Source organism: Inquilinus ginsengisoli (assembly GCF_050434925.1).
Taxonomy (GTDB): domain Bacteria; phylum Pseudomonadota; class Alphaproteobacteria; order DSM-16000; family Inquilinaceae; genus Inquilinus; species Inquilinus ginsengisoli_B.
On the sequence record NZ_JBNDJK010000001.1, the window covers coordinates 5,855,348 to 5,879,950 of the forward strand.

The window sequence follows — 24,603 nt, forward strand, 5'->3', positions numbered from 1 at the left end:
GGCACCTGCTGATATCGATCCCATCAGCGCAGCGGCTGGAAGCGGGAGACCCAAAGGGCCCCGGCCGGCCAGGCGCGGTGCCGCCAGGGGTCCCCGACGGTCCGCCCCCGAGGTCTCGCGCCCTGCCGAAACAAGAACGAGGCCATCTTGACAGGGACGGCAATCGACGTTGTCGACGTGAGCAAGGTTTTCGGCAGCGAACAGAGCGGGGCGGTCCGCGCCCTGAGCGGCGTGTCGGTCCAGATCCGGGACAACGAGTTCTTCACCCTTCTCGGGCCCTCCGGCTGCGGCAAGACCACCCTGCTGCGCATGATCGCCGGCTTCGAGGAGCCGACCAGCGGCCACATCCTGCTGCACGGCAAGCCAATCGAGGGGCTGCCGCCGCACAAGCGGCCGGTCAACACGGTGTTCCAGAGCTACGCCCTGTTCCCGCACATGACGGTGCGCGACAACATCCGCTTCGGCCTGGAGATGAAGGGCGTCGACCGTGCCCGGGCCGATGCCCGCGTCGCCGAGATGATCGCCCTGGTCAAGCTGGGCGGGATGGAGCACCGCAAGCCGGCGCAGCTGTCCGGCGGCCAGCAGCAGCGCGTCGCCCTGGCCAGGGCCCTGGCCAGCGAGCCGCAGGTGCTGCTGCTGGACGAGCCGCTCTCGGCCCTCGACCTCAAGCTGCGCAAGGAGATGCAGATCGAGCTGAAGCGGCTGCAGACCGAGACCGGCATCACCTTCATCTTCGTCACCCACGACCAGGAGGAGGCGCTGACCATGTCGGACCGGATCGCGGTGATGAGCCAGGGCGAGATCCTGCAGATCGGCGGCCCGCGCGACATCTACGACCGGCCCGAGCGGCGTTTCGTCGCCCATTTCATCGGCGAGACCAACTTCTTCGACGGCCCCCTCGCCGCCCGCCTCGGCTGCGCCGAGGGCGCCACCCTGGCGGTGCGGCCGGAGCGGATCCTGCTGTCCGCAGAACCCGGCCCGGACAGCCTGGCCGGGACGGTGGAGACGGTGGTCTATGTCGGCACCGACACCACCTACCACATCCGCCTGGCCGAGGACGGGGCGCTGGTCACCGCCCGGCTGCAGAACCGGACCGGGGCGCCCCAGAGCTTCCAGCCCGGCGACCGGGTCGGGATCGCGGTGCCGGCCGGCGCCGGCCACGCCTTGGCCGATTGAGGGCCACGATGGCACGCGGCAACTCGCTGAAGACTCTGAGCCTGATCGGGGTCCCGGTCGGCTTCATCCTGGTCTTCTTCATCGTCCCGCTGGCGATCATGGCGGTCGTCTCGGTCGCCGAGCGCGGCCCGTTCGGCGGGGTGCAGTGGAACACCTTCTCCACCGACGCCTATCTCCGCTTCCTGTATGAGCGCGACTTCGACGACAGCCTGATCTGGAACCCGGCCTATGCCCAGATCCTGCTGCGCTCGGTCTGGCTGTCGCTGCTGACCACGGTGCTGTGCATCGTGGTCGGCTTCCCTACCGCGCTGCACATCGCGATGCAGCCGCCACCGCGGCGCAACCTGCTGATCTTCCTGGTCACCATCCCCTTCTGGACCAACCTGCTGGTGCGCAACTACGCCTGGATCCTGATGCTGCGCTCCGGCGGGTTGCTCGATTCGGCGCTGCAGGGGCTGGGGCTGACCACCGGGTCGCTGAACCTGATGTACACCGAGACGGCGATCGCCATCGGCCTCACCTACTCCTTCCTGCCCTTCATGGTGCTGCCGATCTATTCCAGCCTGGAGAAACTGGATTTCCGGCTGGTCGAGGCCGCCTACGACCTTGGCGCCGACAAGTGGCGGGCGCTGCGCCGGATCGTCATCCCGCTGGCCATGCCTGGCATCGCCGCCGGCGCCATCCTGGTGTTCATCCCCTGCCTCGGCGCCTATGTCACGCCGGACCTGCTGGGCGGATCGAAGTCGATGATGATCGGCAACCTGATCCAGAACCAGTTCGGCTCGGCCCGCAACTGGCCGTTCGGCGCCGCCCTGTCCTTCGCCCTGCTGGCCGTGGTGCTGCTGGCGATGATGCTGTACCTGATCCGCTTTCGCGGCGCGCCGCAGGTGGCGAAATGAGTGCGCCGTCGAACCTGCGCCGCTTCCCCGGCGTCCGCGCCGCGGCCTGGGCCTTCTTCGCCTATCTCTACATCCCGATCGTGGTGCTGCTGGTGCTGGCCTTCAACGCCGGCAGCACGGCGACGATCTGGGGCGGCTTCAGCATGCGCTGGTTCGGCGTGGTGCTGAACAACCCGGACATCCTGCGGGCGGCGAAGAACTCGCTGATCGTCGCCTCGGTGTCGTCGGTGGTCGCGACCGTGATGGCGATCCCGGCGGCGATCGGCATGGCCCGCCGGCGCTTCCGCGGCCAGGCCGCCGTCAGCGCCCTGATCGCCCTGCCGCTGGTGGTGCCGGAGGTGGTGACGGCCGTCGCCACGCTGCTGTTCTTCACCGCCGTCACCCTGCCGCTGGGCCTGTTCACCATCATCCTGGCCCATGTCGTGTTCTGCATCCCCTTCGCCTATCTGCCGATCCGGGCGCGGCTGGAGGGGATGGATGTCAGCCTGGGCGAGGCCGCGTCCGACCTCTACGCCACGCCCTGGCGAGCCTTCCGCCGGGTGACGCTGCCGCTGCTGTGGCCCGGCATCCTGTCCGGGCTGATGCTGGCCTTCATCATCTCGCTCGACGATTTCGTCATCACCTTCTTCGTCTCCGGCGCCGGGGCGACCACCCTGCCGATCTACATCTACGGCATGATCCGCATCGGGGTGACGCCGGAGGTCAACGCCATCTCCGCGCTGATGCTGCTGATCTCGATCGTCTTCGTCGCCCTGTCCTGGGTGATTGGCCGGGCGCGGAGCTAACAAGGGAGGCTCGAAATTCCGATCCGACGCACTTGCCTGGCCGCCGCCTTCGCCGCGGCCCTGCTGACCGGCCCCGCCGCCTGGGCGGCCGGCGACCTGTTCCTGTTCAACTGGACCAACTACACCCCGCCCGACCTGCTGAAGAAGTTCGAGGCCGAGACCGGGATCAAGGTCACGCTCGACGTCTATGATTCGAACGAGACCCTGCTGGCCAAGATGCAGGCCGGCGGCGCCAGCTACGACGTCGTGGTGCCGTCGGACTACATGGTCGACATCATGGTCAAGCAGGGCCTGCTGCAGGAGATCGACGCCGCCGCAATGCCCGGCTTCGGCGCCGTCATCGCCCCGCACGACAAGCCCTGGTACGACCCGGAGCGGAAATACTCCGCCCCCTACATGTGGGGCACCACCGGCTTCACCTATGACAGCGCCAAGGTGCAGGGCCCGGTCGACGACAGCTGGTGGTCGATCTTCAACCCGGACGGCCCATTCAAGGGCAGGCTGGCGATGATGAACGACTCGGTCGAGGTGTTCAACGCGGCCGCCTATTATCTCGGCATCGACCGCTGCACCGAAAGCAGCGAGGACGCCGGCAAGATCTTCAAGCTCTTGGAGGCGCAGAAGCCGGCGGTCGCGCTCTACAACTCCGACGGGTCGGTCGACCGCATGGCCGCCGGCGAGGTCGTCGCCCATATGCAGTGGAACGGCGCCGCCCATCGCACCAAGCTGCAGCGGCCGAGCGCGGTCTTCGTCTATCCGAAGGAAGGGCTGAGCCTCTGGGCCGACAATCTGGTGGTGCCGAAGGACGCCAAGAACCCGGAGAACGCCAAGACCTTCATCGCCTGGATGCTGAAGCCGGAGAACATCGCCGCCGCCAGCAACTTCACCACCTACATGAATGCGATCAAGGGCTCCGAGGCCTTCATGGACAAGGCGCTGAGCGAGGACCCGGCGATCAACATGCCGCCGGAGGATGCCAGCCGGCTGCGGCCGGCCAAGAACTGCTCCCCCGCTTCGGTCGAGTTGCGCGACCGGGTCTGGACCCGCCTCAAATCCTGAGCGCGGCCGGACCGTCGTCCCGAATGTCGGCGGGGCGCAACACCATAATCCGACGACAACAGAGAGGTTGAGATGAGATCCGCAAAACAGCTTCTTCTCGCCGCCGTCGCGGCTGCCGGGGCGCTGACCGTGGCATCGGCCGCGCAGGCCGCCGGCGAGCTCTATTTCTACAACTGGTCGAACTACTACCCGCCGGAACTGCTGAAGAAGTTCGAGGCCGAGACCGGGATCAAGGTCACGCTCGACGTCTATGATTCGAACGAGACCTTGCTGGCCAAGCTGCAGGCCGGCGCTGCCGGCTACGACGTCGTGGTGCCGTCCGACTACATGGTCGACATCATGGTCAAGGGAGGCCTGCTGCAGGAGATCGACGCCGGCAAGATGGCCAACTTCAAGAATGTCGGCGCGCCGCACGACAAGCCCTGGTACGACCCGGAGCGGAAATACTCCGCCCCCTACATGTGGGGCACCACCGGCTTCAGCTACGACACTGCCAAGGTCGAGGCCGGCAAGGTCGATGACAGCTGGTGGTCGGTCTTCAACCCGGACGGCCCGTTCAAGGGCAAGCTGGCGATGCTGAACGACCCGGTCGAGGTCTACAAGGCCGCGGCGATGTACCTGAAGGTCGATTTCTGCACCGAGAGCAGCGAGGACGCCGGCAAGATCTTCAAGCTGCTGGAGGCGCAGAAGCCGGCCGTCGCCCTGTACAACTCCGACGGCACGATCGAGCGCATGGTCGCCGGCGAGGTGGTGGCCCATATGCAATGGAACGGCGCCTCGCACCGCACCAAGGAGGGCAAGCCGACCGTCACCTATGTCTATCCGACGGAAGGCATCAACTTCTGGAACGACAATTTCGCCGTGCCCAAGGGCGCACGGAACGTCGAGAACGCCAAGATCTTCATCGACTGGATGATGAAGCCCGACACCATCGCCGCGGTCAGCAACTTCACCGGCTACAACAACGGCATCAAGGGCTCGCCGGAGTTCATGGACGCGAAGCTGCGCGACGACCCGGCGGTGAACACGCCGCAGGAATATCTGAGCCGGCTGAACCCGAACAAGAACTGCTCTGCCGCCGCGGTCGAGCTGCGCGACCGGGTCTGGACCCGCCTCAAATCGTAAGCCGCCCCGCCCGCTTCGCGATCATTGCCGGAAGGCCCTGGTTGCGAAGCGGGGTCCGGCACGCTACCTCTTGCAGGACTGACAGATCTCTTAAGTGACAGGATCCCCCATGGTCGACCGCCCGTTCCCGCCGCGTCTCGACGACGAGGAAGAGGAAGAAGAGGAAGAGCGCCCCGAGAAGGAGAAGAAGGAGGAGCTTGGCCCGCAGATCGGCAACATCCTCTTCAAGAACCGGACGGTGCTGCTGTTCGGTGAAATCTCCATGAAGCTGGCGCAGGGGATCAGCGCGCAGCTTTTGGCGCTCGCCGCCGACGACGACAAGAAGCCGATCCGGCTGGTGATCAACTCGCCGGGCGGCCATGTCGAGGCCGGCGACACCATCCACGACATGGTCCGTTTCGTCGGCGCGCCGGTGAAGGTGATCGGCACCGGCTGGGTGGCCAGCGCCGGCGCCCATATCTACCTGGCGGCGAAGAAGGAGAACCGCCTGGCGCTGCCGAACACGCGGTTCCTGCTGCACCAGCCGTCCGGCGGCGCCGGCGGCCGGGCGGTCGATATCGACATCGAGGCGCGCGAGATCATCAAGATGCGCCGCCGCCTCAATGAGATCATCGCCAAGGAGACCGGGCAGCCGATCGAGAAGGTCGAGCGCGACACCGACCGGAACTACTGGATGTCGGCCGAGGAGGCGAAGGTTTACGGCGTCGTCGGCAAGATCATCGACAGCATCAAGGATGCCGGCTGAGCCAGCTCGGCTGACGCGGCGGCGGGCCCTGCTGGGGCTCGCCGCCCTTCCCTTCTGCGCCGCCGCGGCCCCCGCCGTCGATCAGACCGGCGAACGGCGCCTCAGGCTCTACAATCCGCACACCGATGAGCGCTTCGACGACGTTTACGCCGTCGACGGCGCCGTTTCGCCCGACGCCTGGAAGCGGCTGAACTGGCTGTTGCGCGACCACCATGTCGACAAGGCGACCGACATGGATCCGGGCGTCTTCGACCTGCTCTGGCTGATGTCGCGGCGCTACCAGGTCGCCAAGGGCCGGCGGGTGACGATCAACCTGCATTCCGGCTTCCGCACCCCAGAGACCAACGAAAAGCTGCGCCCTGAGGGCGCCGCCCGCAACAGCCTGCACCTGCAGGGCAAGGCGGTGGACCTGTCGGTGCAGGGCTACGGCATGGTGTTCCTGGCGAACCACGCCCGGGCGGTCGCCAGCGGCGGCCTCGGCCTCTACTGGCGCTCCGACTTCGTCCATCTCGACACCGGGCCAAAGCGCCTGTGGTACAAGCGGTTCTGACCGCCGCCGGTCATTCCGCAGTCCCTCGGTTACTTTCAACACCCTTCTTGCGCGGATCGGCGGGAATCCCGAACTTGCCGTCGGTACCTATTCGTAACCAAGTTCGGAGAATTCCATGGCGAAGCTCGCCCTGATCGGCGCCAGCGGCAATATCGGCTCGAAAATCCTGGCCGAGGCCCTGAGCCGCGGCCACGAGATCACCGGCATCGTCCGCAGTCCGGAGAAGCTGCCCCAGCACCCTAAGCTGACCGCCAAGCGCGGCGACGTGTTCGACGCCGACGGGCTGGCGAAGCTGCTGGCCGGGCACGACGCGGTGATCAGCTCGGTGCATTACACCGCCTCCGACCCCGCCTTGCTGCTGAAGGCGGTCAAGGCCTCGGGCGTCGAGCGCTACCTGGTGGTCGGCGGTGCCGGCAGCCTGGAGGTCGCGCCGGGCGTGGCGCTGGTCGACACGCCGGAATTTCCGGCACTGTACAAGGAGGAGGCGTCCAAGGGCCGCGACTACCTCAACCTGCTGCGCGGCGAGACCAGCCTCGACTGGACCTTCCTGTCGCCCTCGGCGGTGATCGCGCCGGGCGAGCGCACCGGCGAATTCCGGCTGGGCGGCAACCAGCTCCTGGTCGGGGCGGACGGGCAGAGCCGAATCAGCCAGGAAGACTATGCCGTCGCCCTGATCGACGAACTGGAGAAGCCCGCCCATATCCGGCAGCGCTTCACCGTCGGGTACTGAGCCGCCGGCCATTGTTGTCCGCGGCGCGACGAATTGTTGTGCGATCGGCGGCTTGACCGCGGGTCGCAAAAGCAACTCAATCGCAACGCTGCCACCGGGCCCGGAACGCCGCCCACCGGGCCGGGCGCAGCGGGTGCAAGCCCCCGCGGCACCCTTCCCTCCCCTTTGATCCGGAGACGATCATGGCCGACCTGAACGACCAGCTCGACCGCACCTGGGCGCCACGCGTGCTCAGCATCCTGCGCATCGCCACTGCCCTGTTCTTCCTGCAGCACGGCTTCGCCAAGCTGTTCGGCTTCCCGCATGTCGCCTATTTCGACGGGCTGCAGCTGTTCTCGCTGATGGGCCTGGCCGGCGTGCTGGAGATCGTCGGCAGCCTGCTGCTGCTGATCGGGCTGTTCACCCGCCCGGTCGCCTTCATCCTGTCCGGCCAGATGGCCGTGGCCTATTTCATGGCCCATGCGTCGAGCAGCTTCTTCCCGATCCTGAACCAGGGCGAACTGGCGGCGCTGTACAGCTTCGTCTTCCTGTACTTCGCCGCCGCCGGCGGCGGGGCGTGGAGCCTGGATGCCGTGCGCAACCCGCGCCTGGCGATGGCCTGACCGTTCCCGCAGCAGCAGCCGGCGCTACGGAGCCGGCTGCTGCTGCGTGATGCAGTGGATGCCGCCGCCGCCGAGAAAGATGTCGCGGGCGTGGACCTGGACCACGCGGCGGTTCGGGAAGGCATCACGGATGATGCGGAAGGCGCGCTCGTCCTCGGCCACGTCGAAGGCCGGCATCACCACGCCGCCATTGGCGATATAGAAGTTGACGTAGGACAGGCTGAGCCGCTTGCCGTTGTGCTCCTGCCGCGCCGGCTGCGGCACCTCGATCACCTGCAGCGGCCTGCCCTTGGCGTCCTTGGCCGAGCGCAGGATGTCGAGATTGGTCTGCAGCGTGTCGAAATTGCCGTCGCTCTTGTCGTCGGTCGACAGCGCGAGCACCACGCCCGGCCGCACGAAGCACGCGATCTCGTCGACATGGCCGTCGGTCTCGTCGTCCTCGATCCCCTCGGGCAGCCAGATCACGGTGGAAATGCCGAGCCAGTCGCGCAGGTTCTGCTCGACCTGGGCCTTGGTGATGTCCGGGTTGCGGTTCGGGTTCAGCAGGCACTGCTCGGTGGTCAGCACCGTGCCTTCGCCATCGACATGGATGGCCCCGCCCTCGAGCACGAAGGGCGCGCGGAAGCGCCGGGCGCCGACATGCTTCAGGATCCGCTTCGCCACCACCGCGTCGCGGCTGTAGGGCTGGTACTTCTGGCCCCAGGCGTTGAAGCGCCAATGCGCGCCGGCGAGGTGGCCGTTGCGGTCGAGCAGGAAGGTCGGCCCCGAATCGCGCAGCCAGCTGTCGTCGATCTCCATCGACACCACGTCGATCGCAGTGCCGTTGCCGAGGGTCAGCGACGCCTCGGCCACATCGGACGGGTTGCAGACCAGGGTCACCGGTTCGAAATCGGCAATGGCCCGGGCGACGTCGGCATAGGCCGTGCGGGCGGCGTCCATCTGCTCGCCCCAGACTTCGTCGCGGCAGGGCCAGGCCATCCAGCAGCGGCTGTGGGGCTCCCATTCCGCGGGCATGACGTAGCCGAGGGATGCAGGGACGGTCACAATGGGGTTCCGCAGTGGTTCAGGCTCAAGCGCCAGAGGCTAGCCTCCGCCGCGTCCGGATGAAAGAGCCGGTTTTCGGACCCCGGATATGGATCGGGCCCGACCAACCGGCCAGGCCCGAGAAACCGATCGTCCCGAAGGACTAAGATGACAGCGTGGCAATCAAATGCGGCGCTGAGAGATCGACTTTTCCCGCTTCGTCAAACGGCGGCCGAACGGCGCCAGACGAATGGTTCCAAAGATCGATAGAAACGACATGAGAAGCTCATGAATTGTTCTTGAACGCCGTAGATATAGTCAATCGGCCCGATTTTTGCTCCGGGGACAAACGCCGAGGGTCACCTGCGCGCCACGCATGACTCAGAGTCCTGCGCGGCGGAGGCCGAAATCGGCGGAAAACGCCGTTTCGGCCGGCTTCGCCCTACGTTCCCGCTGCGAAAGCGAGCTGCTCGTCCCGCCGCCGCTTCTTTTCGTGCCGCACCAGGAGCGCGCCGGCGATGACCACGCCGGTGGTGACGATCACGACGATGATGGTGGCCAGCGCGTTGATCTCCGGCGTCACCCCGAGCTTCACCTTGGAGAAGATGTAGACCGGCAGGGTGGTCGACCCGGGGCCGGAGACGAAGCTGGTGATCACCAGCGTGTCGAGCGACAGGGTGAAGGACAGGAGCCAGCCGGCGATCACCGCCGGCGAGATGATCGGCAGGGTGATCCAGAAGAACACGGTCAGCGGCCGGGCGCCGAGATCCATCGCCGCCTCCTCGATCGATTCGTCGAGGCTGACCAGCCGCGACTGCACGACCACCGCGACATAGGCCAGGCAGAAGGTGATGTGGGCGATGGTGATCGTCACCATGCCGCGGCCCTGCGGGAAGCCGAACAGCCCTTCCATCGCCACGAACAGCAGCAGCAGCGACAGTCCGGTGATCACCTCGGGCATCACCAGGGGCGCCGTGACCATGCCCGAGAACAGGGTGCGGCCGCGGAACCGGCCGAAGCGGGCCAGCACCAGACCGGCCACGGTACCGAACACGCAGGCCACGGTGGCGGCGATGGCCGCGATCTCCAGCGACCGCCGCGCCGCGTCCAGCATCTGCTGGTTCTGCAGCAGCGTGCCGTACCACTTGGTCGAGAAGCCGCCCCAGATGGTGACCAGACGGCTCTCGTTGAAGGAGTAGATCATCAACAGGATGATCGGCACGTAGAGGAAGGCGTAGCCGAACACCAGGCAGGTGAACAGGAACCAGGGCCGCCTCATCGCTCCGCCTCCTGCTGCTTGGCCTGGACGTATTGGAACACCATGATCGGGATCACCAGCACCAGCAGCAGCACGATCGCGACCGCCGAGGCCACCGGCCAGTCGGTGTTCTGGAAGAACTCGTTCGACAGCACCTTGCCGATCATCAGCGTGTCGATGCCGCCGAGCAGTTCGGGGATCACGTATTCGCCGACCGCCGGGATGAACACCAGCAGCGAGCCGGCGATGATGCCCGGCAGCGACAGCGGCAGCGTGATCAGCAGGAACGCCTTCCAGGGCCGGCAGCCCAGGTCCTCCGCCGCCTCGAGCAGCGAGCCGTCGAGTTTCTCCAGCGTCGCGTAGAGCGGCAGGATCATGAAGGGCAGGTAGGAATAGACGATGCCGATATAGACGGCGGTGTCGGTGTGCAGGATCTCCAGCGGCTGATCGATGATGCCGAGCCAGAGCAGCAGGTTGTTGAGCAGCCCCTGCTGCTGGAGGATGCCGATCCAGGCATAGACCCGGATCAGGAACGAGGTCCAGAACGGCAGGATCACCAGCATCAGCAGCGGCACCCGCCACTGCTGGCTCGACCGGGCGATGGCATAGGCCATCGGATAACCGACCAGCAGGCTCAGCACCGTCGAGATCGCGGCGATCTTCACCGAGCTGAAATAGGCGCTGACATAGAGCGGGTCGTCGAGCAGGAACTGGAAGTTGCCGATGCTGAGCGAGATGCCGAGATGGGCCTCGTCGATCCAGTCCCACAGCGGCGTGTAGGGGGGCTGGCCGATCACCTTGTCGGCGAAGGCGATCTTCAGGACGATGACGAAGGGGACCAGGAAGAACAGGGACAGCCAGACATAGGGGATGGCGATCACCAGGCTGCGGCCGAGCCGCCCGCCCAGCCGCCGCAGGATCGAGGGCCCCGCCGCGACCCGCGGGATCGAGCTTTCCGCTGCGCCGCTCGCCGTCACCGCGGTCATTGCGTCAGCACCACGCCGGCGAAGGGCTGCCAGGACAGCCAGACCTCGTCCTCCCAGGTGATCGGCATCTCGGTCAGGCGCGAGACGTTCGGCGCCGTCACCCGCACCGTCTTCCCGTTCGGCAGCGCGATCAGGTAGATCGACAGATTGCCGAGATAGGCGATCTCCTTGACCACCCCCCGGGTGCAGTTGGTGTCGCCCTCGCCGGGCTGCTTGGAGATCGCGATCTTCTCCGGCCGCACCGCCACCCACACCTGGGTCCCGACCGGCACCGGCAGGCCGTGGCTGACATGGAGCCGGCAGCCGGCGTCCGGGCTGTCGATGACGACATGCTCCGGGTGGTCCTCGGCGATCCTGCCCTCGAACAGGTTCACCGAGCCGATGAAGTCGGCGACGAACTTCGACTGCGGGTATTCGTAGATCTCGGCCGGGGTGCCGAGCTGCGAGATGTAGCCGGAATTCATCACCGCGATCCGGCTGGACATGGTCATCGCCTCCTCCTGGTCGTGGGTCACGACCACGAAGGTGATGCCGACCTTCTCCTGGATGTTGACCAGCTCGAACTGGGTCTGCTCGCGCAGCTTCTTGTCGAGCGCGCCGAGCGGCTCGTCCAGCAGCAGGATCTTGGGCTTCTTGACCAGGCTGCGCGCCAGGGCGACACGCTGGCGCTGGCCGCCCGAGAGCTGGTGCGGCTTGCGCTTCGAGAACCGGCCGAGCTGGACCAGGTCCAGCACCTCGGCCACGCGGGTCTTGATCTCGGCCGACGGCACCCGGTCCTGGCGCAGGCCGAAGGCGACGTTCTGCTCCACCGTCATATGCGGGAACAGCGCATAGGACTGGAACATCATGTTGACCGGCCGGTCGTAGGGCGGCACCGCGGTCATGTCGACGCCGTCGATGAAGATCTTGCCCTCGGTCGGCCGCTCGAACCCCGCCATCATGCGCAGCAGCGTGGTCTTGCCGCAGCCCGACCCGCCCAGCAAGGCGAAGAACTCGCCGCGGTAGATCGACAGGCTGACATCGTCGACGGCGGTGAAGTCGCCGAACTTCTTGGTCACCTTCTCGATCCGGACGTAAGGCTTCTCGTCCGGATTGCGCCATGGCTGCGGCGCGGTCTGCTGCTTCGGCTTGGCTTGGCCCATCCCCGTCTCCGGCCCTGTCCCCCAAACTGGAACGGCCGCCGCATCCGGTCTGGGATGCGGCGGCCGTGCTGTCTACTGGCCGGTGCGGAACCGTGTCCAGGTCCGCGTCCGCAGTCGTTCGTAGCTGGACGACGCCTCGGTGATCGCGAACAGCCGCTTCATCACGTCCTCGGGCGGGAAGATGCGCGGATCGTTGGCGATGTCGGGGTTCATCAGCTCCTTCGCGCCGAGCACCGCGTTGCCGTAGCCGACATAGTCGTCGATCCCGGCCATCACCTTCGGCTCGAGCAGGAAATTGATATAGGCGTAAGCCTCGTCCGGATGCGGCGCGTCCTTGGGAATCGCCGCCATGTCGAACCAGATCTGCGCCCCTTCCTTGGGGATGAAATAGTCGATGGTGACGCCGTTCTTCGCCTCGTCGGCCCGGGTCTTGGCGATATTGACGTCGCCGGACCAGCCGAGGGAGACGCAGACATTGCCGCCCGCCAGATCGTTGATGTACTGCGACGAGTGCAGGTACTTCAGATAGGGGCGGACCTTCATCAGGGCGTCTTCGGCCTTCTTCAGATCCTCAGGCTTCTGACTGTTGGGATCGAGGCCGAGATAGTTCAGGACCGAGGGCAGCACGTCGGTCGGGCTGTCCAGCATGGTGATGCCGCAATCGGCCAGCTTCTTGGCGTTCTCCGGGTCCAGCACCATGGCGATGCTGTCCGGCGTCGCGTCGCCCAGGCGCTTCTTCACCTGGTCGACATTGTAGCCGATGCCGACCGTGCCCCACTGGTAGATGATGGCGTGCTTGTTGCCGGGATCGGCGGTCTCGACCAGCTTCATCAGCGCCGGGTCGAGGTTCTTCCAGTTCGGGATCTTGGACTTGTCGAGCTCGAGATACACCCCGGCCTTGATTTGGCGCGACAGGAAAGGCTGCGCCGTGGGGACGACGACGTCGTAGCCGGAATTGCCGGTCAGCAGCTTGGCTTCCAGCGCCTCGTTGCCGTCATAGGTGTCGTAGACGGTCTTGATGCCTGTGGCCTTGGTGAAGTCGGCCAGCGTGGTCTCGCCGATATAGTCCGACCAGTTGTAGATGTTGACGACCTTCTCCTGGGCCGCGGCCGGCACCGCCACGGCGCACAGCGCGGCGGTCGCGAGAAGGCTTTGCACGAGACGCTTCATGTAACCGTTCCCTGTCTGTGATCTGTTCGAGACCCGTCGAGCCGGCTCCCCTTCTTGTTCAATGCAACTCGCCGCTGGGAAAACTGTCAATCGCGGCGATGGCGCGGTGCACAAGACGGGCTCGAACCGTCCTCCCTGTGCCCTGCGATCATGACATTTGCAACCCCGTCCTGCCCCATCCCGAATGAAGAAGGGCGGCCGTATCATGGCCGCCCTGCCCGTCACATCTTGCCGACATCCCGCGCCGTGGCGTCGATCGCGAGCTTGGCCCGGCGGACCAGCTCGTCGACCTCGTCGCGCGAGATCACCAGCGGCGGCGACAACACCATCGCGTCGCGCACCCCGCGCATCACCAGGTCGTTGGCGAAGCAGTGGTTGCGGCACTGGGTGCCGACCGACCCATAGTTCGGGAAGCGCTGGCGGGTGGCCTTGTCCTGGACCAGCTCGATCGCCGCGATCAGGCCGACGCCGCGCACCTCGCCGACGATCGGATGGTCGGCGAAGGCCTCGCGCAGCCGGTCCTGGAAGTATGGGCCGATATCGGTCCGGGTGCGGTCGACCAGCCCTTCCCGCTCCAGGATCCGGATGTTGGCCAGCGCCACGGCGCAGGCCACCGGGTGCCCGGAATAGGTGAAGCCGTGGTAGAACTCGCCGCCCTCATCGATCAGCGTCTCGGCCACCCGGTCGCCGACCATGACGGCGGACAGCGGCAGGTAGCCCGAGGTGATGCCCTTGGCCAGGGTCATCAGGTCCGGCTTGATGCCAAACAGGTCCGACCCGAACCATTCGCCGGTGCGGCCGAAGCCGCAGATCACCTCGTCGGCGATCAGCAGCACGTCGTGCTCGCGGCAGATGCGCTGCAGCTCCGGGAAGTAGCTGGCGGGCGGGATGATGACGCCGCCGGCGCCCTGGATCGGCTCGGCGATCACCGCGGCGACGCTGTCGGCGCCCAGCTCCTTGATTCGGTCCTCGACCGCCTTGGCGGCCATCTTGCCGAAGGCCTCCGGCTCGAGGTCGCCGCCATTGTCGTACCAGTAGGGCGCCATGACGTGGTGGAAGCCCGGGAACGGCAGGTCGGCCTGGCGGTGCATCGCCCCCATGCCGCACAGCGACACGGCGGCCATGGTCGAGCCGTGATAGCCGTATTGCCGGCCGATGATGGTCTTCTTGCGGTGCTTGCCCTTCAGGTCCCAGAAGTGCCGGACCATGCGGACAATGGTGTCGTTCGCCTCCGACCCGCTGTTGGCGTAGAAGACGCGGCTGAGGCCGGCGGGGGTGATCTCGGCCAGCTTGTGCGACAGCTCGGCCGCGGCCGGCGTCGTGGTCTTGAAGAAGGTGTTGTAGAAGGGCAGCTCGAGCATCTGCTCATGGGCGACGTCGGCCAGTTCCTTGCGGCCGTAGCCGACATTGACGCACCACAGACCGGCCATGCCGTCGATCATCTGGCGGCCTTCGGAATCCCACAGCCAGACGCCCTCGGCGCGGGTGATGACGCGGCTGCCGCCCTCGCTTGCCAGCGACTTGTAGTCGGTGAATGGGTGCAGGTGATGGGCGGTATCGAGCGCCTTCCACTCGGCGGTGGTACGGCTGGCGGCAAAACTGTTCATGACGCGACCTCGCGTGAATCCGGACAAAATGCGGAAATCGGGCCGCCTCCCTCGGCGACCCAGTAGCAAAGTCAGGCGCGCGGCGGGTTATAGCCGATCCGGGCGCACAGCAGCATCAGCTGCTGCTTGCGCGATTGACGACTGCGATGGGGCCGTGGCCGTGTCATGGTGCCGCAAGCATATCGCTGCCGGCACGCGGCGTCACTAGCCGAGCGACTCGGGCCGTCAGCTCACCGGCGCGCTGCGGTCGAACACGGCCAGGATCGGGCCGACCCGGATGCCCCAGCCGACCGACAGCCCGTCCGGTGCCGACAGGGCCGAGACCGAGCCGTCCAGATAGAGCGCGTTGCGGCAGCCCAGGGCGTCGCGGAACAGCCGGGCGAAGCTGCCGAAGCTGACCCCGTCGCGCGAGATGGCGAAGACCACGGTGTGGTCGTCGCGGATTCCGATGCCGTTGCGGGTCTTACGCGACGGGCCGTCATCGCTGAACAGCGGATGCAGGGTGCCGTCGATCACCAGCAACGGCCCGGACTGGGTGGCGATGCCGGCGGCCGGGGCCTGGCGCAGAAAGGCTCCGGTCTCCAGAATCCCGGCGCGCTCACCGTCAGTATAGAAGACGCCGTTCGGCTTCATGAAAAAGTTGCCGTCGCCATCCGCCTCATTGGCCGGGTGCAGCTCGCGTCCGCCGGAGACGAACAGGCCGACCGGCGAAAGGTCCGGGTGGTACATGCCAGCGTTCATCGCCACCAGCGGCGGATCGCCCGCCGCCGCCATCGCCCGCTTGAAGGCGTAGAGCGAGCCGTAGGGCCGGCCGTCACGGTCCTCCAAGAACAGACCAAGGCGATAGCGGCGCAGGTCGATCTCGCAGACCGTGTAGTCGACCGCCTCGAAGGACACCGCCCGGCACGGCTGGCCGGCAGCCCTGCCCTCCGGCGCCGCAAAAGAGGAAGACCCCGGCGCGGGCGTGAGCGGGGCCGCGGGCGCCGGTTCGGCGACCTCAGCGGGCTTGGGCGTGCTCACGGCCGCACCGCAGGCGGCGGTCAGCAGCAGCGCGAGCACGGAAAGGAGTCTCGCCATGTGACGTCGATCATGGGACCGGTGACATATCAGCTTCATACAGATCGCCTAGCCTGCCGCGCGTTCACATCATTCATGCCGGGGGATTCGCACCAAATGATGACATGGCTTCGCCTCGGGCTGATCGGCCTCGTGGTGGCCGGCGCGGGGACTGCGCAGGCCGCCGACCCGTTGACGGGCAAGGAATACAAGGTCCTGCTCGATCCGGCAAAGTTCCAGGCGCAGCCGGTCGCCACCGCCAACAGCTTCCTGTCCGAGCTGCGGACCAAGCTGACCGCGGCCGGCTTCGACCGCACCGTCGACGGCAGCTTCGCGGTCGATAAGGTCCGCACCGTCCGCTACTACGATTCGCCGGGCACCTGCCGGCTGAACAATCTGGGCTACAGCTTCCGCGAGCGGGTCGAGGGCACCGAGCGCGAGATCAACCTGAAGTTCCGGTCCGACAGCCAGTCGACAGCCGCCAGCACCGATGTCAGCGGCAGCCATAACGACGCCGAGACCAAGTTGGAGGCGGACATCACCCCGCCGTTCAAATGGGTTTACTCGCATTCCACCACCGAGCCGCTGTCGGCCACCAAGAATCTGAACATCCTCGACGACGTGGTGGATCTGTTCCCGCCGACCGAGGACCTGAACCTGCCGAGCCAGGAAGCGCTGAGCATCGTCGGCGCGCTGTCGATCACCGAGCGCACCTATGACGGGCCGCAGAGCGACCTGGGCCAGCAGGACGCCGAGTTCGACCTGACGCTGTGGTACGCCAACGGGTCCTCCACCGTCGCCAGCGCCGAGGTGTCGTTCAAGGTCGAGGACAAGGACGGCGATTTCACCGCCAAGGTCGACCAGCGCTCGAAGCTGATGTTCGACACCATCCGCGGCATGACCGGCTGGGTGTCGTCCAACCCGACCACCAAGACCCAGTGGGTCTACCAGTACCAGCCGAACTTCTGCAGCTGACCGACGCGACGGGCCGGATGACGCATCGTCCGGCCCGTTTCGTATCGAATTGTGCAATGCAGCAACGCTGAGACAATTCGCGACAATCCCGGTTCCGCCCCGACACAGTTCTGAGACAACCGGCCCGCACTCTGCGCCCCAGGCCATAAGGAGCGAGAGGCATGGGACGCCCGGCGATTCGGACGTTGGCGGGGGTTGTGGCGCTGGCCCTGGCCGGCGGGCTGGCCGGGCTGGGTTGGCAGGCGTCGCGGAGCACCGCGGCGACGACGGCAGCCGCACGGCCGATCCCCAGCGTAATCGTGTCGCCGCCGCTGCTGCGGCGGATCGTCGACCAGCGGGAATATGCGGGCCGGTTCGAGCCGACCGCGAGCGTGGAGATCCGGGCCCGGGTCTCCGGCTACCTGCAGTCGATCGGCTTCGAGGATGGCCAGATCGTCCAGGCCGGCCAGACCCTGTTCGCCATTGACCCCCGCCCCTATCAGGCCGCGGTGGCCGAGGCGCAGGCCCAGCTGTCCAGCGCCCGGGCGCAGCGCGACCTGTCTGATCTCGAGCTGCGCCGGGCCGAGCAGTTGGCCGGCACCTCCGCCGTCTCGCGCTCCACGCTGGACCAGCGCCGGCAACAGAAGCAGGCCGCCGACGCCGCCTTCGAGCTGGCCCAGGCCGGGCTGACGCGGGCCCAGCTGGACCTGGACTTCACCGAGATCAAGGCGCCGATCAGCGGCCGCGTGTCGAACCGGCGGGTCGATGCCGGCAGCCTGGTGTCGGACACCGGCACCCTGCTGACGACCGTGGTCGCGCTCGACCCTATCTACTTCGTCTTCGACATGAGCGAGCGCGACTTCGTCGCCTATGGGCGGGCGGCGAAGTCGAGCGAGCTGCGGCCGATCCGGGACCGGGACGTGCCGATCGAGGCGCGGCTGCAGGACGATGACGGCTGGCCCTACCAGGGCACGATGAGCTTCGTCGACAACCGGCTGGAAAGCGGCGCCGGCACCATCCGCGCCCGTGCCGTCCTGGCCAATGCCGACCTCTTCATCACCCCCGGGCAGTTCGGCCGGCTGCGCCTGGCGTCGTCCGGCGAGCGCGACGCCCTGCTGGTGCCGGAGACGGCGCTGCTGACCGACCAGGCCAGCCGCATCGTCCTGACAGTGGCCGAGGACGATACGCTGCGGGCCACGCCGGTCCGACTCGGCGCCCGCCAGCCGGGAGGCTTGCGCGTGGTCGAGAGCGGGCTGCGGCCGGAGGACCGGGTGGTGATCAATGGCCTGCTGCGCGCCCGCGCCGGCCAGAAGGTGGCGCCGCAGCCCGGCGAGATCGCACCAGCCGCCACCGCGATGGTCAACTGACCATGCGCCTGCCCCATCTCTGCATCGAGCGGCCGATCCTGGCCACCGTGCTCTCGGTCCTGATCGTCCTGATCGGCATCGCCGGCTATGTCACGTTGCCGCTGGCGCAGTATCCGGAGATCACGCCGCCGACCGTCGTCGTCCGCGCCCAGTATCCCGGCGCCTCGGCGGAGGTGGTCAGCAGCACCGTGGCCGTGCCGATCGAGCAGGAGATCAACGGCGTCGAGAACATGCTCTACATGTCCTCGCAGGCTACCGGCGACGGCCAGCTCAGCATCACGGTCACCTTCGCGCTCGGCACCAACCTCGACGACGCGCAGGTGCTGGTGCAGAACCGGCTGGCGGTGGCCGAACCGCGGCTGCCGGAGGAGGTTCGCCGCCTCGGCGTGACGGTGCGGAAGTCGTCGCCGGACGTCCTGCTGGTGGTGCAGCTGTTCTCGCCGGACGGATCGCGCACGCCGCTGTACCTCTCCAACTATGCCACGCTGCGGATCCGCGACGCGCTGCTGCGGGTCGAAGGTGTCGGCGACGTCCGCATGCCCACGGCCCGCGACTACGCCATCCAGGTGTGGCTGGACCCGGACGCGGTGGCCGCCCGCAACCTGACCGCCGGCGAGGTTCTGGCGGCGCTGCGGGCCCAGAACGTGCAGGTCGCGGCCGGCGTGGTGAACCAGCCGCCGGTATCGGCCGACGGCGCCTTCGAGCTGAATGTCGAGACGCTGGGGCGCCTGTCCGACCCCGGCGAATTCGAAGACATCATCGTCAAGACCGACGCCGATGGCCGCGTCACCCGCATCCGCGACGTCGCCCGGGTCGAACTGACGGCGCAGAGCTTCCGCGGCGGCGCCCTGTTCGACGGGCGCAGTGCACAGCCGATCCAGGTGTTCCAGCAGCCCGGCTCGAACGCGCTGGAGACGGCCGACCGCGTCGTCGCGGCGATGGCGAAGCTGGGGCGCAACCTGCCCGCCGGGGTGGAATATGCCATCCCGTTCAATCCGACCCGGTTCATCGCCGAATCCGTCAGCGAGGTCTACACGGCGATCCTCGAGGCGATCGCCTTGGTCGTGCTGGTGGTGATCCTGTTCCTGCACAGCTGGCGGGCGGCGATCATCCCGATCCTGGCGATCCCGATCTCGCTGATCGGCACCTTCGCCGTGATGGCCGGCCTCGGCTATTCGCTGAACAACCTGTCCCTGCTCGGCCTGGTGCTGGCCATCGGCATCGTGGTCGACGACGCCATCGTCGTGGTCGAGAACGTCGAGCGGCACCTGCGCGCCGGCCTGTCGCCGAAAGAAGCGGCGCACAAATCGATGGAGGAGATCAGCGGAGCGCTGATCGCCATCGCCCTTGTGCTGTGCGCGGTGTTCGTCCCGGCCGCGATGATGTCTGGCATCTCCGGCCGGTTCTTCCGCCAGTTCGCCGTGACCATCGCCGCGGCGACGGCGATCTCCGCCTTCGTGTCGCTGACGCTGAGCCCGGCGCTGTGCGCCCTGCTGCTGCGGTCCCATGACAGCCACGCGGCCAAGCCCCGCAACATCCTGCTGCGGGGCTTGGCCGCCGGTGCCCGCGGCTTCAACGCAGGCTTCGACCGGCTGTCGCTCGGCTATGGCGGGCTGACCCGCCGGCTGCTGCGCGTCGGGCTGCTGGTTCTGGCCACCTATGCCGGGTTGCTGGGCCTGACCGGCTGGCAGTTCAGCCGGGCGCCGACCGGCTTCATCCCGGTCATGGACCAGGGCTATTTCCTGACCGCGGTGCAGCTGCCGCCCGGCGCCGCCCTGGCCCGCACCGATGCCGCGATGAAGGCCGTCTCCGACCGGCTGGACGCGACCCCGGGCGTGGCCCACACGGTCGCCATCGCCGGGCTGGATGGCGCCACCTTCACCAACGCGTCGAACAGCGGCGTGGTCTTCGCCATCCTCGATCCCTACGGAGCGCGGGCGGCGCGCGGCGAGACGGTCGACCGGATCATCGCCGACTTGACCGCCCGCCTGGCCGACGTGCCGGAGGCGCGGGTGGTGCCGATCAAGCCGCCCTCGGTCCGCGGCATGGGCAACACCGGCGGCTTCAAGCTGATGGTCGAGGACCTGGCCGGCGGCACGCCGGAGGAGCTGGAGGCGGCGGTGCGGCTGGTCGTGGCCGCGGCCGGCCAGTCGCCGGATTTCACCAATGTCTTCAGCCCGTTCAACACGGCGACGCCGAAGCTGTACGCCGATATCGACCGGGTGAAGGCGGAGATGCTGGGCGTGCCCGCCTCCCGTGTGTTCGAGACCCTCGAGATCTATCTCGGCTCGGCCTATGTGAACGATTTCAACCTGCTGGGCCGCACCTTCCAGGTCCGGGCCCAGGCCGATGCCCGGTTCCGCCAGGACCCGGCGGCGCTGGAGGGGCTGAAGACCCGCAGCGACTCCGGCGCCATGGCGCCGATCGGGTCGGTGGCGACCTTCGAGGAGCGGGCCGGCGCCTACCGCATCCCGCGCTACAACCTGTACCCCGCGGCCGAGGTGCAGGGCGCCGCGGCGCCCGGGGTGTCGACCGGCACCGCGCTGGACCGGATGGAACAGATCGCGGCCGAGACCCTGCCCGAGGGCTACGGCTTCGAATGGACCGAGGTGGCGCTGCAGGAGCGGCTGGCCGGCACCAGCGTCCTGCTGGTCTTCGCGGCCTCGGCGGTGTTCGTCTTCTTGCTGCTGGCCGCACTGTACGAAAGCTGGACCCTGCCGCTATCGGTGATCCTGATCGTACCGATGTGCCTGCTGGCGGCGCTGACCGGGCTGCTGGCCGCCGCCATGGACGTGAACATCCTGGCGCAGATCGGCTTCGTGGTGCTGATCGGGCTGGCCGCCAAGAATGCGATCCTGATCGTCGAATTCGCGCGCCAGGCCGAGGCCGCGGGGGCCGACCGCGCCGCGGCCGCGATCGAGGCGGCGCGAGTGCGGCTGCGGCCGATCGTGATGACCTCGCTGGCCTTCATCCTCGGCGTCGTGCCGCTGGTGCTGGCCACCGGCGCCGGGGCGGAGATGCGCCAGTCGCTCGGCGTGGTGGTGTTCTTCGGAATGATCGGCGTCACCGCCTTCGGCCTGGTCTTCACCCCTGCCTTCTACGTCGCCTGCCGCGGGATCGAGCAAGCGGCGGGGCGCCTCTCCGGCGGTGCCGCCGCCCTATCCCCGTCGCTGCAGGAGGGCCGTGAATGAGCACGGATCTGATGACCGCCGCTCCCCGGGCCGCCACCGGGCGCTACACCGCCGCGGCGCAGTGGCTGCATTGGGTCTCGGCGGCGCTGATGTTGGCCGTTCTGGTCCTGGCCTGGGTGATGGAGAGCCTTCCGAACGGCGACGCCTCGCGCGCCACCGTCGTCATGCTGCACAAATCGGTCGGGCTGACGATCCTGGGCCTGACCGCCGTGCGGCTGGTCTGGCGGGCGATCCATCCGCCGCCGCCCGCAGCGCGGTGGGCGGCCTGGGAGGCTGCAGCGGCAATGGCAAGCCACTGGCTGCTGTATCTGGTCCTGCTGGCGATGCCGATCAGCGGCTACCTGATGTCCGCCGGTCGCGGCCGAGCCATCCCGTATTTCGGTCTGTTCGAGGTGCCGCTGCTGACCCCGGCGACCGACGCCATCTGGCGGATCGGCAGCACCGTGCATTCGGTCGGGCAATGGGCGCTCTACGCCCTCGTCGCGCTGCACATCGCCGCCGCGGTCTGGCACGTCGCCATCCGCCGCGACGGCACGCTGGACCGGATGCTGCCGGAGCAGGCCCGCGGGTGATTCCGCCAGCCCTGATACATTGATCCGTCATGGCCAGCCCCAAAGGGGCGTGGCCATCCAGGGCCGCCCGCATCCGGCCCTCTGGATGGCCACGTCGCTTCGCTCCTCGCCATGGCGGAGAGGAAACGGAGAGTCACCGCCGGAACGACCCTCAACCTCAAGGCCCATACCGGCGCCGCGCCTCGATGGCCAGGCCGACCCCGACCGCACCAAAGCTGTCGCCCTCCACCACCCGGGCGGCCGGCGCCTCGGCCAGCGCCGCGGCTCGGAAGGCCGGCAGCAGGGCGGAACCACCGGTCAGGAACACGGCGTCGAGCCGGTCCGGCGTCAGGCCGGCCGCCTGGATGCAGCGCCGGATCAGCGCCGACAGCCGGCCGACGGCGTCGCCGATCGCCACATCCAGCACAGCGCGGCCGGCACGCAACCCCAGCTTGGGCTCGACCAGGCGCAGGTCGATCACGGTCGGATCCTGGCTGCCGAGCGCGATCTTCGCCGCCTCGACCCGCAGCGCCAGGCTGTGGCCGAGATTGCCCTCCAGCACCCGCAGCAGCCGGTCGAACTTCTCCGGCGCGCGCGATTCGCGGCGCACGTCGCGCACCTCCGCCACCACCTTGGGGGCGTAGAGCGCGTTGATCCGGCTCCAGGTCGCCAGCATGTGGAAATAGCGGCTGGGCGCCACCGCGCCCTGGCGCTTCATCTTGGTGCCGAGGCCCAGCGCCGGCATCACCGTGGCCAGGCTGAACAGCCGATCGACATCTGTGCCGCCCAGCCGGATGCCGTCATTGGCCAGGATGTCGCCCGCGCGGTCCGGCAGCGTCTTGCGCTGCGGCCCCAGCCGGACGATCGAGATGTCGGAGGTGCCGCCGCCGATGTCGACGATCAGTGCCACCTCCTCCCGGTCCAGCCCGGCCTCGTAGGTGCGGGCGGCGGCGATCGGCTCGTATTCGAACGACACCTCGGCGAAGCCGGCCTCGCGCGCGATCCCCTGCAACGTGTCCTGGGCTTTGCTGTCGCCGGCGGCATCGTCGTCGACGAAATGCACCGGCCGGCCATGCACCACCCGCTCCAGCGCGTGACCGCAGGCGGCTTCGGCCCGCGCCTTCATCTCGGCCAGGAAGATCGCGATCACCTGCTTGAAGCCGATGCGCTCGCGCCCGACCCAGGTGTCCTCCTCGATCAGCGGCGTGCCGAGCACCGACTTGATCGAACGCATCAGCCGCCCGTCCAGGGTCTCGACATAGGAGTCGATGGCCGAACGGCCGAAGCGCGGCGCGCCGCCGACCAGGTCGAACCAGATCGCGCTGGGCAGCGCCGTCGCCGAGTCTTCGAGCGGCAGCAGCCGCGCGCCCTGCGCATCGACGATGCCGAGGGTCGAGTTCGAGGTGCCGAAATCCAGGCCGCAGACCGCCATCTCCGCCTCCGCTCCAACGGCGAAAAGCCCCGGGTCCGGTCGGACGGGGCTGTGAAGGGGCGGCGGTGTAGCGCGACTGGCCGGACGGCGCAAGGGCCTCCCCGACGGCTGCGACGGAACGACAAGCCGAGGAGAGGCCCTTGCCGCGCCTCCGGAAGGTTTATATGAATTATATATGAATCATATAATCGGAGGCGTTCGTGGGTATCGTCAATATCGAGGATGAGCTGCACGAGCAGTTGCGCCGGGCGAGCAAGGCATCCTAGCGGTCGATCAACGCCCAGGCGGCGTTCTGGATCAGGATCGGCATGCTCGGCGAGATGAACCCGGGCCTTACCTTCCAGGAGCTCATGGCGCGCGAGCTGAAGGCGGCTGGCGTCGATGCCCCTGGTGTTGCGGTCGCGGCCTCGTGACGAAGACGCCGGCCGAGGTCGAGCTGCTGGCGGAGTCGGGGCGCCTGCTGGCATCGGTGTTCGCGTATCTGGACGGGCAGCCCCTCGCCGGGATGAGCACCCTGCAGGTCAACGACCTCGTCGAATCCTTCATCGTCGACCGGCTCGGCGCGCGGCCCGCCAGCAAGGGCCAGTACGGCTACGGCTTCGTGCTGAACAGCTCGAGAAACGAGGTCGTCTGCCACGGCGTGCCGTCGCCGGACGAGGTCCTGCGGGACGGCGATATCGTCAATTTCGACATCACACTCGAGAAGAAGGGCTATATCGCCGATTCCAGCAAGACCTTCCTCATCGGCACGGTGACGCCCGCGGCAAGGCGGCTCGTCCGCACCACCTATGAGGCCATGTGGAAGGGCATCCACGTCGTGCGCCCGGGCGCGACGCTCGGCGACATCGGCCACGCCATCGAGCGGCACGCCAGGCGGAACGGCTATTCGGTCGTGCGCGAATATTGCGGCCACGGCATCGGGCGCGAGATGCACGAAGCGCCGCAAGTGCTGCATTTCGGCAAGCCGGGGACCGGCCTGACGCTGCGCGAGGGCATGGTCTTCACGATCGAGCCCATGCTGAACCGGGGGCGCAGGACGGTCCGGACCGAGAAGGATGGCTGGACCGTCGTCACGGCGGACGGGACGCTTTCCGCGCAGTTCGAGCACACGGTCGCGGTCACGCATGACGGCGTCAGGGTGCTGACGTTGCGCCCCGACGAGGCACGGCCTGCCGCGTGAACGGCAACCGCCGCA

23 protein-coding genes are annotated in these 24,603 nt (G+C 67.7%); 15 read left to right on the forward strand and 8 right to left on the reverse strand.

Annotated features, from left to right (window positions below; all coding sequences use genetic code 11):
* Positions 1-177 precede the first annotated feature (177 nt).
* From QFZ27_RS28015 to QFZ27_RS28055, 9 genes are all read left to right on the forward strand, one after another.
* Complete coding sequence (locus QFZ27_RS28015; protein ID WP_429229740.1) at positions 178-1,176, forward strand: ABC transporter ATP-binding protein; 999 nt, start codon at positions 178-180, stop codon at positions 1,174-1,176.
* Between the two features lie 8 nt (positions 1,177-1,184).
* Complete coding sequence (locus QFZ27_RS28020) at positions 1,185-2,075, forward strand: ABC transporter permease (RefSeq protein ID WP_429229741.1); 891 nt, start codon at positions 1,185-1,187, stop codon at positions 2,073-2,075.
* Positions 2,072-2,860 carry an ABC transporter permease gene (locus tag QFZ27_RS28025; protein WP_429229742.1) on the forward strand — a complete coding sequence of 263 codons (789 nt, stop codon included), beginning with the start codon at positions 2,072-2,074 and terminating at the stop codon, positions 2,858-2,860. Before QFZ27_RS28020 ends, QFZ27_RS28025 begins: the two co-directional genes overlap by 4 nt.
* Positions 2,861-2,923: 63 nt before the next feature.
* Complete coding sequence (locus QFZ27_RS28030) at positions 2,924-3,919, forward strand: extracellular solute-binding protein (protein ID WP_429232500.1); 996 nt, start codon at positions 2,924-2,926, stop codon at positions 3,917-3,919.
* A 72-nt stretch (positions 3,920-3,991) separates the two neighbouring features.
* Entirely contained in the window at positions 3,992-5,044 is a 1,053-nt protein-coding gene (locus tag QFZ27_RS28035; protein ID WP_429229743.1) for an extracellular solute-binding protein, read from the forward strand.
* A gap of 109 nt (positions 5,045-5,153) precedes the next feature.
* Positions 5,154-5,789, forward strand: coding sequence for an ATP-dependent Clp protease proteolytic subunit (locus QFZ27_RS28040; protein ID WP_429229744.1), 636 nt, complete (start codon positions 5,154-5,156; stop codon positions 5,787-5,789).
* Complete coding sequence (locus QFZ27_RS28045; protein WP_429229745.1) at positions 5,779-6,339, forward strand: YcbK family protein; 561 nt, start codon at positions 5,779-5,781, stop codon at positions 6,337-6,339. Before QFZ27_RS28040 ends, QFZ27_RS28045 begins: the two co-directional genes overlap by 11 nt.
* Before the next feature lie 115 nt (positions 6,340-6,454).
* Positions 6,455-7,069: an NAD(P)-dependent oxidoreductase gene (locus QFZ27_RS28050; RefSeq protein WP_429229746.1), complete on the forward strand. Its 615-nt coding sequence runs from the start codon at positions 6,455-6,457 to the stop codon at positions 7,067-7,069.
* A gap of 182 nt (positions 7,070-7,251) precedes the next feature.
* Positions 7,252-7,671, forward strand: a complete 420-nt coding sequence (locus tag QFZ27_RS28055) for a DoxX family protein (protein WP_429229747.1) — start codon at positions 7,252-7,254, stop codon at positions 7,669-7,671.
* Between the two features lie 24 nt (positions 7,672-7,695).
* Here QFZ27_RS28055 and aguA read toward each other — a convergent pair whose 3' ends face one another.
* The 7 genes from aguA to QFZ27_RS28090 all read right to left on the reverse strand — a co-directional run bounded on the left by aguA (position 7,696) and on the right by QFZ27_RS28090 (position 15,934).
* On the reverse strand, positions 7,696-8,715 hold the full coding sequence (gene aguA, locus QFZ27_RS28060) for an agmatine deiminase (RefSeq protein ID WP_429229748.1): 1,020 nt from the start codon (positions 8,713-8,715) through the stop codon (positions 7,696-7,698).
* A gap of 421 nt (positions 8,716-9,136) precedes the next feature.
* Positions 9,137-9,973, reverse strand: coding sequence for an ABC transporter permease subunit (locus QFZ27_RS28065; RefSeq protein WP_429229749.1), 837 nt, complete (start codon positions 9,971-9,973; stop codon positions 9,137-9,139).
* Complete coding sequence (locus QFZ27_RS28070) at positions 9,970-10,938, reverse strand: ABC transporter permease subunit (protein WP_429229750.1); 969 nt, start codon at positions 10,936-10,938, stop codon at positions 9,970-9,972. Before QFZ27_RS28070 ends, QFZ27_RS28065 begins: the two co-directional genes overlap by 4 nt.
* Entirely contained in the window at positions 10,935-12,080 is a 1,146-nt protein-coding gene (locus QFZ27_RS28075) for an ABC transporter ATP-binding protein (RefSeq protein WP_429229751.1), read from the reverse strand. Before QFZ27_RS28075 ends, QFZ27_RS28070 begins: the two co-directional genes overlap by 4 nt.
* A gap of 72 nt (positions 12,081-12,152) precedes the next feature.
* Positions 12,153-13,250 (reverse strand): polyamine ABC transporter substrate-binding protein, encoded by a 1,098-nt coding sequence (locus QFZ27_RS28080; RefSeq protein ID WP_429229752.1) that lies wholly within the window; start codon positions 13,248-13,250, stop codon positions 12,153-12,155.
* A gap of 221 nt (positions 13,251-13,471) precedes the next feature.
* Positions 13,472-14,857, reverse strand: coding sequence for an aspartate aminotransferase family protein (locus tag QFZ27_RS28085; RefSeq protein WP_429229753.1), 1,386 nt, complete (start codon positions 14,855-14,857; stop codon positions 13,472-13,474).
* A gap of 225 nt (positions 14,858-15,082) precedes the next feature.
* Positions 15,083-15,934, reverse strand: coding sequence for a phosphodiester glycosidase family protein (locus QFZ27_RS28090; protein WP_429229754.1), 852 nt, complete (start codon positions 15,932-15,934; stop codon positions 15,083-15,085).
* Between the two features lie 96 nt (positions 15,935-16,030).
* Between QFZ27_RS28090 and QFZ27_RS28095 the strand changes: the two genes are divergently transcribed.
* From QFZ27_RS28095 to QFZ27_RS28110, 4 genes are all read left to right on the forward strand, one after another.
* Positions 16,031-16,888: a hypothetical protein gene (locus QFZ27_RS28095; protein ID WP_429229755.1), complete on the forward strand. Its 858-nt coding sequence runs from the start codon at positions 16,031-16,033 to the stop codon at positions 16,886-16,888.
* A gap of 161 nt (positions 16,889-17,049) precedes the next feature.
* Positions 17,050-18,234 carry an efflux RND transporter periplasmic adaptor subunit gene (locus QFZ27_RS28100; RefSeq protein WP_429229756.1) on the forward strand — a complete coding sequence of 395 codons (1,185 nt, stop codon included), beginning with the start codon at positions 17,050-17,052 and terminating at the stop codon, positions 18,232-18,234.
* Positions 18,235-18,236: 2 nt separating this feature from the next.
* Positions 18,237-21,425 carry an efflux RND transporter permease subunit gene (locus QFZ27_RS28105; protein WP_429229757.1) on the forward strand — a complete coding sequence of 1,063 codons (3,189 nt, stop codon included), beginning with the start codon at positions 18,237-18,239 and terminating at the stop codon, positions 21,423-21,425.
* Entirely contained in the window at positions 21,422-21,997 is a 576-nt protein-coding gene (locus QFZ27_RS28110; RefSeq protein WP_429229758.1) for a cytochrome b, read from the forward strand. The genes QFZ27_RS28105 and QFZ27_RS28110 overlap by 4 nt, the downstream gene beginning before the upstream one ends.
* A gap of 157 nt (positions 21,998-22,154) precedes the next feature.
* Here the strand turns inward: QFZ27_RS28110 and QFZ27_RS28115 are convergent, their stop codons facing one another.
* Positions 22,155-23,408: an Hsp70 family protein gene (locus tag QFZ27_RS28115; RefSeq protein ID WP_429229759.1), complete on the reverse strand. Its 1,254-nt coding sequence runs from the start codon at positions 23,406-23,408 to the stop codon at positions 22,155-22,157.
* Between the two features lie 272 nt (positions 23,409-23,680).
* Here QFZ27_RS28115 and QFZ27_RS28120 point away from each other — a divergent pair, with 272 nt between their 5' ends.
* Together QFZ27_RS28120 and map are read left to right on the forward strand one after the other, a co-directional pair.
* On the forward strand, positions 23,681-23,821 hold the full coding sequence (locus QFZ27_RS28120; RefSeq protein ID WP_429232501.1) for a TA system antitoxin ParD family protein: 141 nt from the start codon (positions 23,681-23,683) through the stop codon (positions 23,819-23,821).
* Positions 23,818-24,588 carry a type I methionyl aminopeptidase gene (gene map, locus QFZ27_RS28125; RefSeq protein ID WP_429229760.1) on the forward strand — a complete coding sequence of 257 codons (771 nt, stop codon included), beginning with the start codon at positions 23,818-23,820 and terminating at the stop codon, positions 24,586-24,588. Before QFZ27_RS28120 ends, map begins: the two co-directional genes overlap by 4 nt.
* Positions 24,589-24,603: the final 15 nt, after the last annotated feature.

Coding starts and splice junctions, on each gene's coding strand:
- QFZ27_RS28045 (WP_429229745.1), top strand. CDS start 5,779: ATGCCGGCTGAGCCAGCTCGGCTGACGCGGCGGCGGGCCCTGCTGGGG.
- QFZ27_RS28110 (WP_429229758.1), top strand. CDS start 21,422: ATGAGCACGGATCTGATGACCGCCGCTCCCCGGGCCGCCACCGGGCGC.
- QFZ27_RS28070 (WP_429229750.1), bottom strand. CDS start 10,938: ATGACCGCGGTGACGGCGAGCGGCGCAGCGGAAAGCTCGATCCCGCGG.
- QFZ27_RS28020 (WP_429229741.1), top strand. CDS start 1,185: ATGGCACGCGGCAACTCGCTGAAGACTCTGAGCCTGATCGGGGTCCCG.
- QFZ27_RS28050 (WP_429229746.1), top strand. CDS start 6,455: ATGGCGAAGCTCGCCCTGATCGGCGCCAGCGGCAATATCGGCTCGAAA.
- QFZ27_RS28040 (WP_429229744.1), top strand. CDS start 5,154: ATGGTCGACCGCCCGTTCCCGCCGCGTCTCGACGACGAGGAAGAGGAA.
- QFZ27_RS28115 (WP_429229759.1), bottom strand. CDS start 23,408: ATGGCGGTCTGCGGCCTGGATTTCGGCACCTCGAACTCGACCCTCGGC.
- QFZ27_RS28085 (WP_429229753.1), bottom strand. CDS start 14,857: ATGAACAGTTTTGCCGCCAGCCGTACCACCGCCGAGTGGAAGGCGCTC.
- QFZ27_RS28035 (WP_429229743.1), top strand. CDS start 3,992: ATGAGATCCGCAAAACAGCTTCTTCTCGCCGCCGTCGCGGCTGCCGGG.
- QFZ27_RS28105 (WP_429229757.1), top strand. CDS start 18,237: ATGCGCCTGCCCCATCTCTGCATCGAGCGGCCGATCCTGGCCACCGTG.
- QFZ27_RS28100 (WP_429229756.1), top strand. CDS start 17,050: ATGGGACGCCCGGCGATTCGGACGTTGGCGGGGGTTGTGGCGCTGGCC.
- QFZ27_RS28075 (WP_429229751.1), bottom strand. CDS start 12,080: ATGGGCCAAGCCAAGCCGAAGCAGCAGACCGCGCCGCAGCCATGGCGC.
- QFZ27_RS28055 (WP_429229747.1), top strand. CDS start 7,252: ATGGCCGACCTGAACGACCAGCTCGACCGCACCTGGGCGCCACGCGTG.
- QFZ27_RS28090 (WP_429229754.1), bottom strand. CDS start 15,934: ATGGCGAGACTCCTTTCCGTGCTCGCGCTGCTGCTGACCGCCGCCTGC.
- QFZ27_RS28095 (WP_429229755.1), top strand. CDS start 16,031: ATGATGACATGGCTTCGCCTCGGGCTGATCGGCCTCGTGGTGGCCGGC.
- QFZ27_RS28065 (WP_429229749.1), bottom strand. CDS start 9,973: ATGAGGCGGCCCTGGTTCCTGTTCACCTGCCTGGTGTTCGGCTACGCC.
- QFZ27_RS28080 (WP_429229752.1), bottom strand. CDS start 13,250: ATGAAGCGTCTCGTGCAAAGCCTTCTCGCGACCGCCGCGCTGTGCGCC.
- QFZ27_RS28025 (WP_429229742.1), top strand. CDS start 2,072: ATGAGTGCGCCGTCGAACCTGCGCCGCTTCCCCGGCGTCCGCGCCGCG.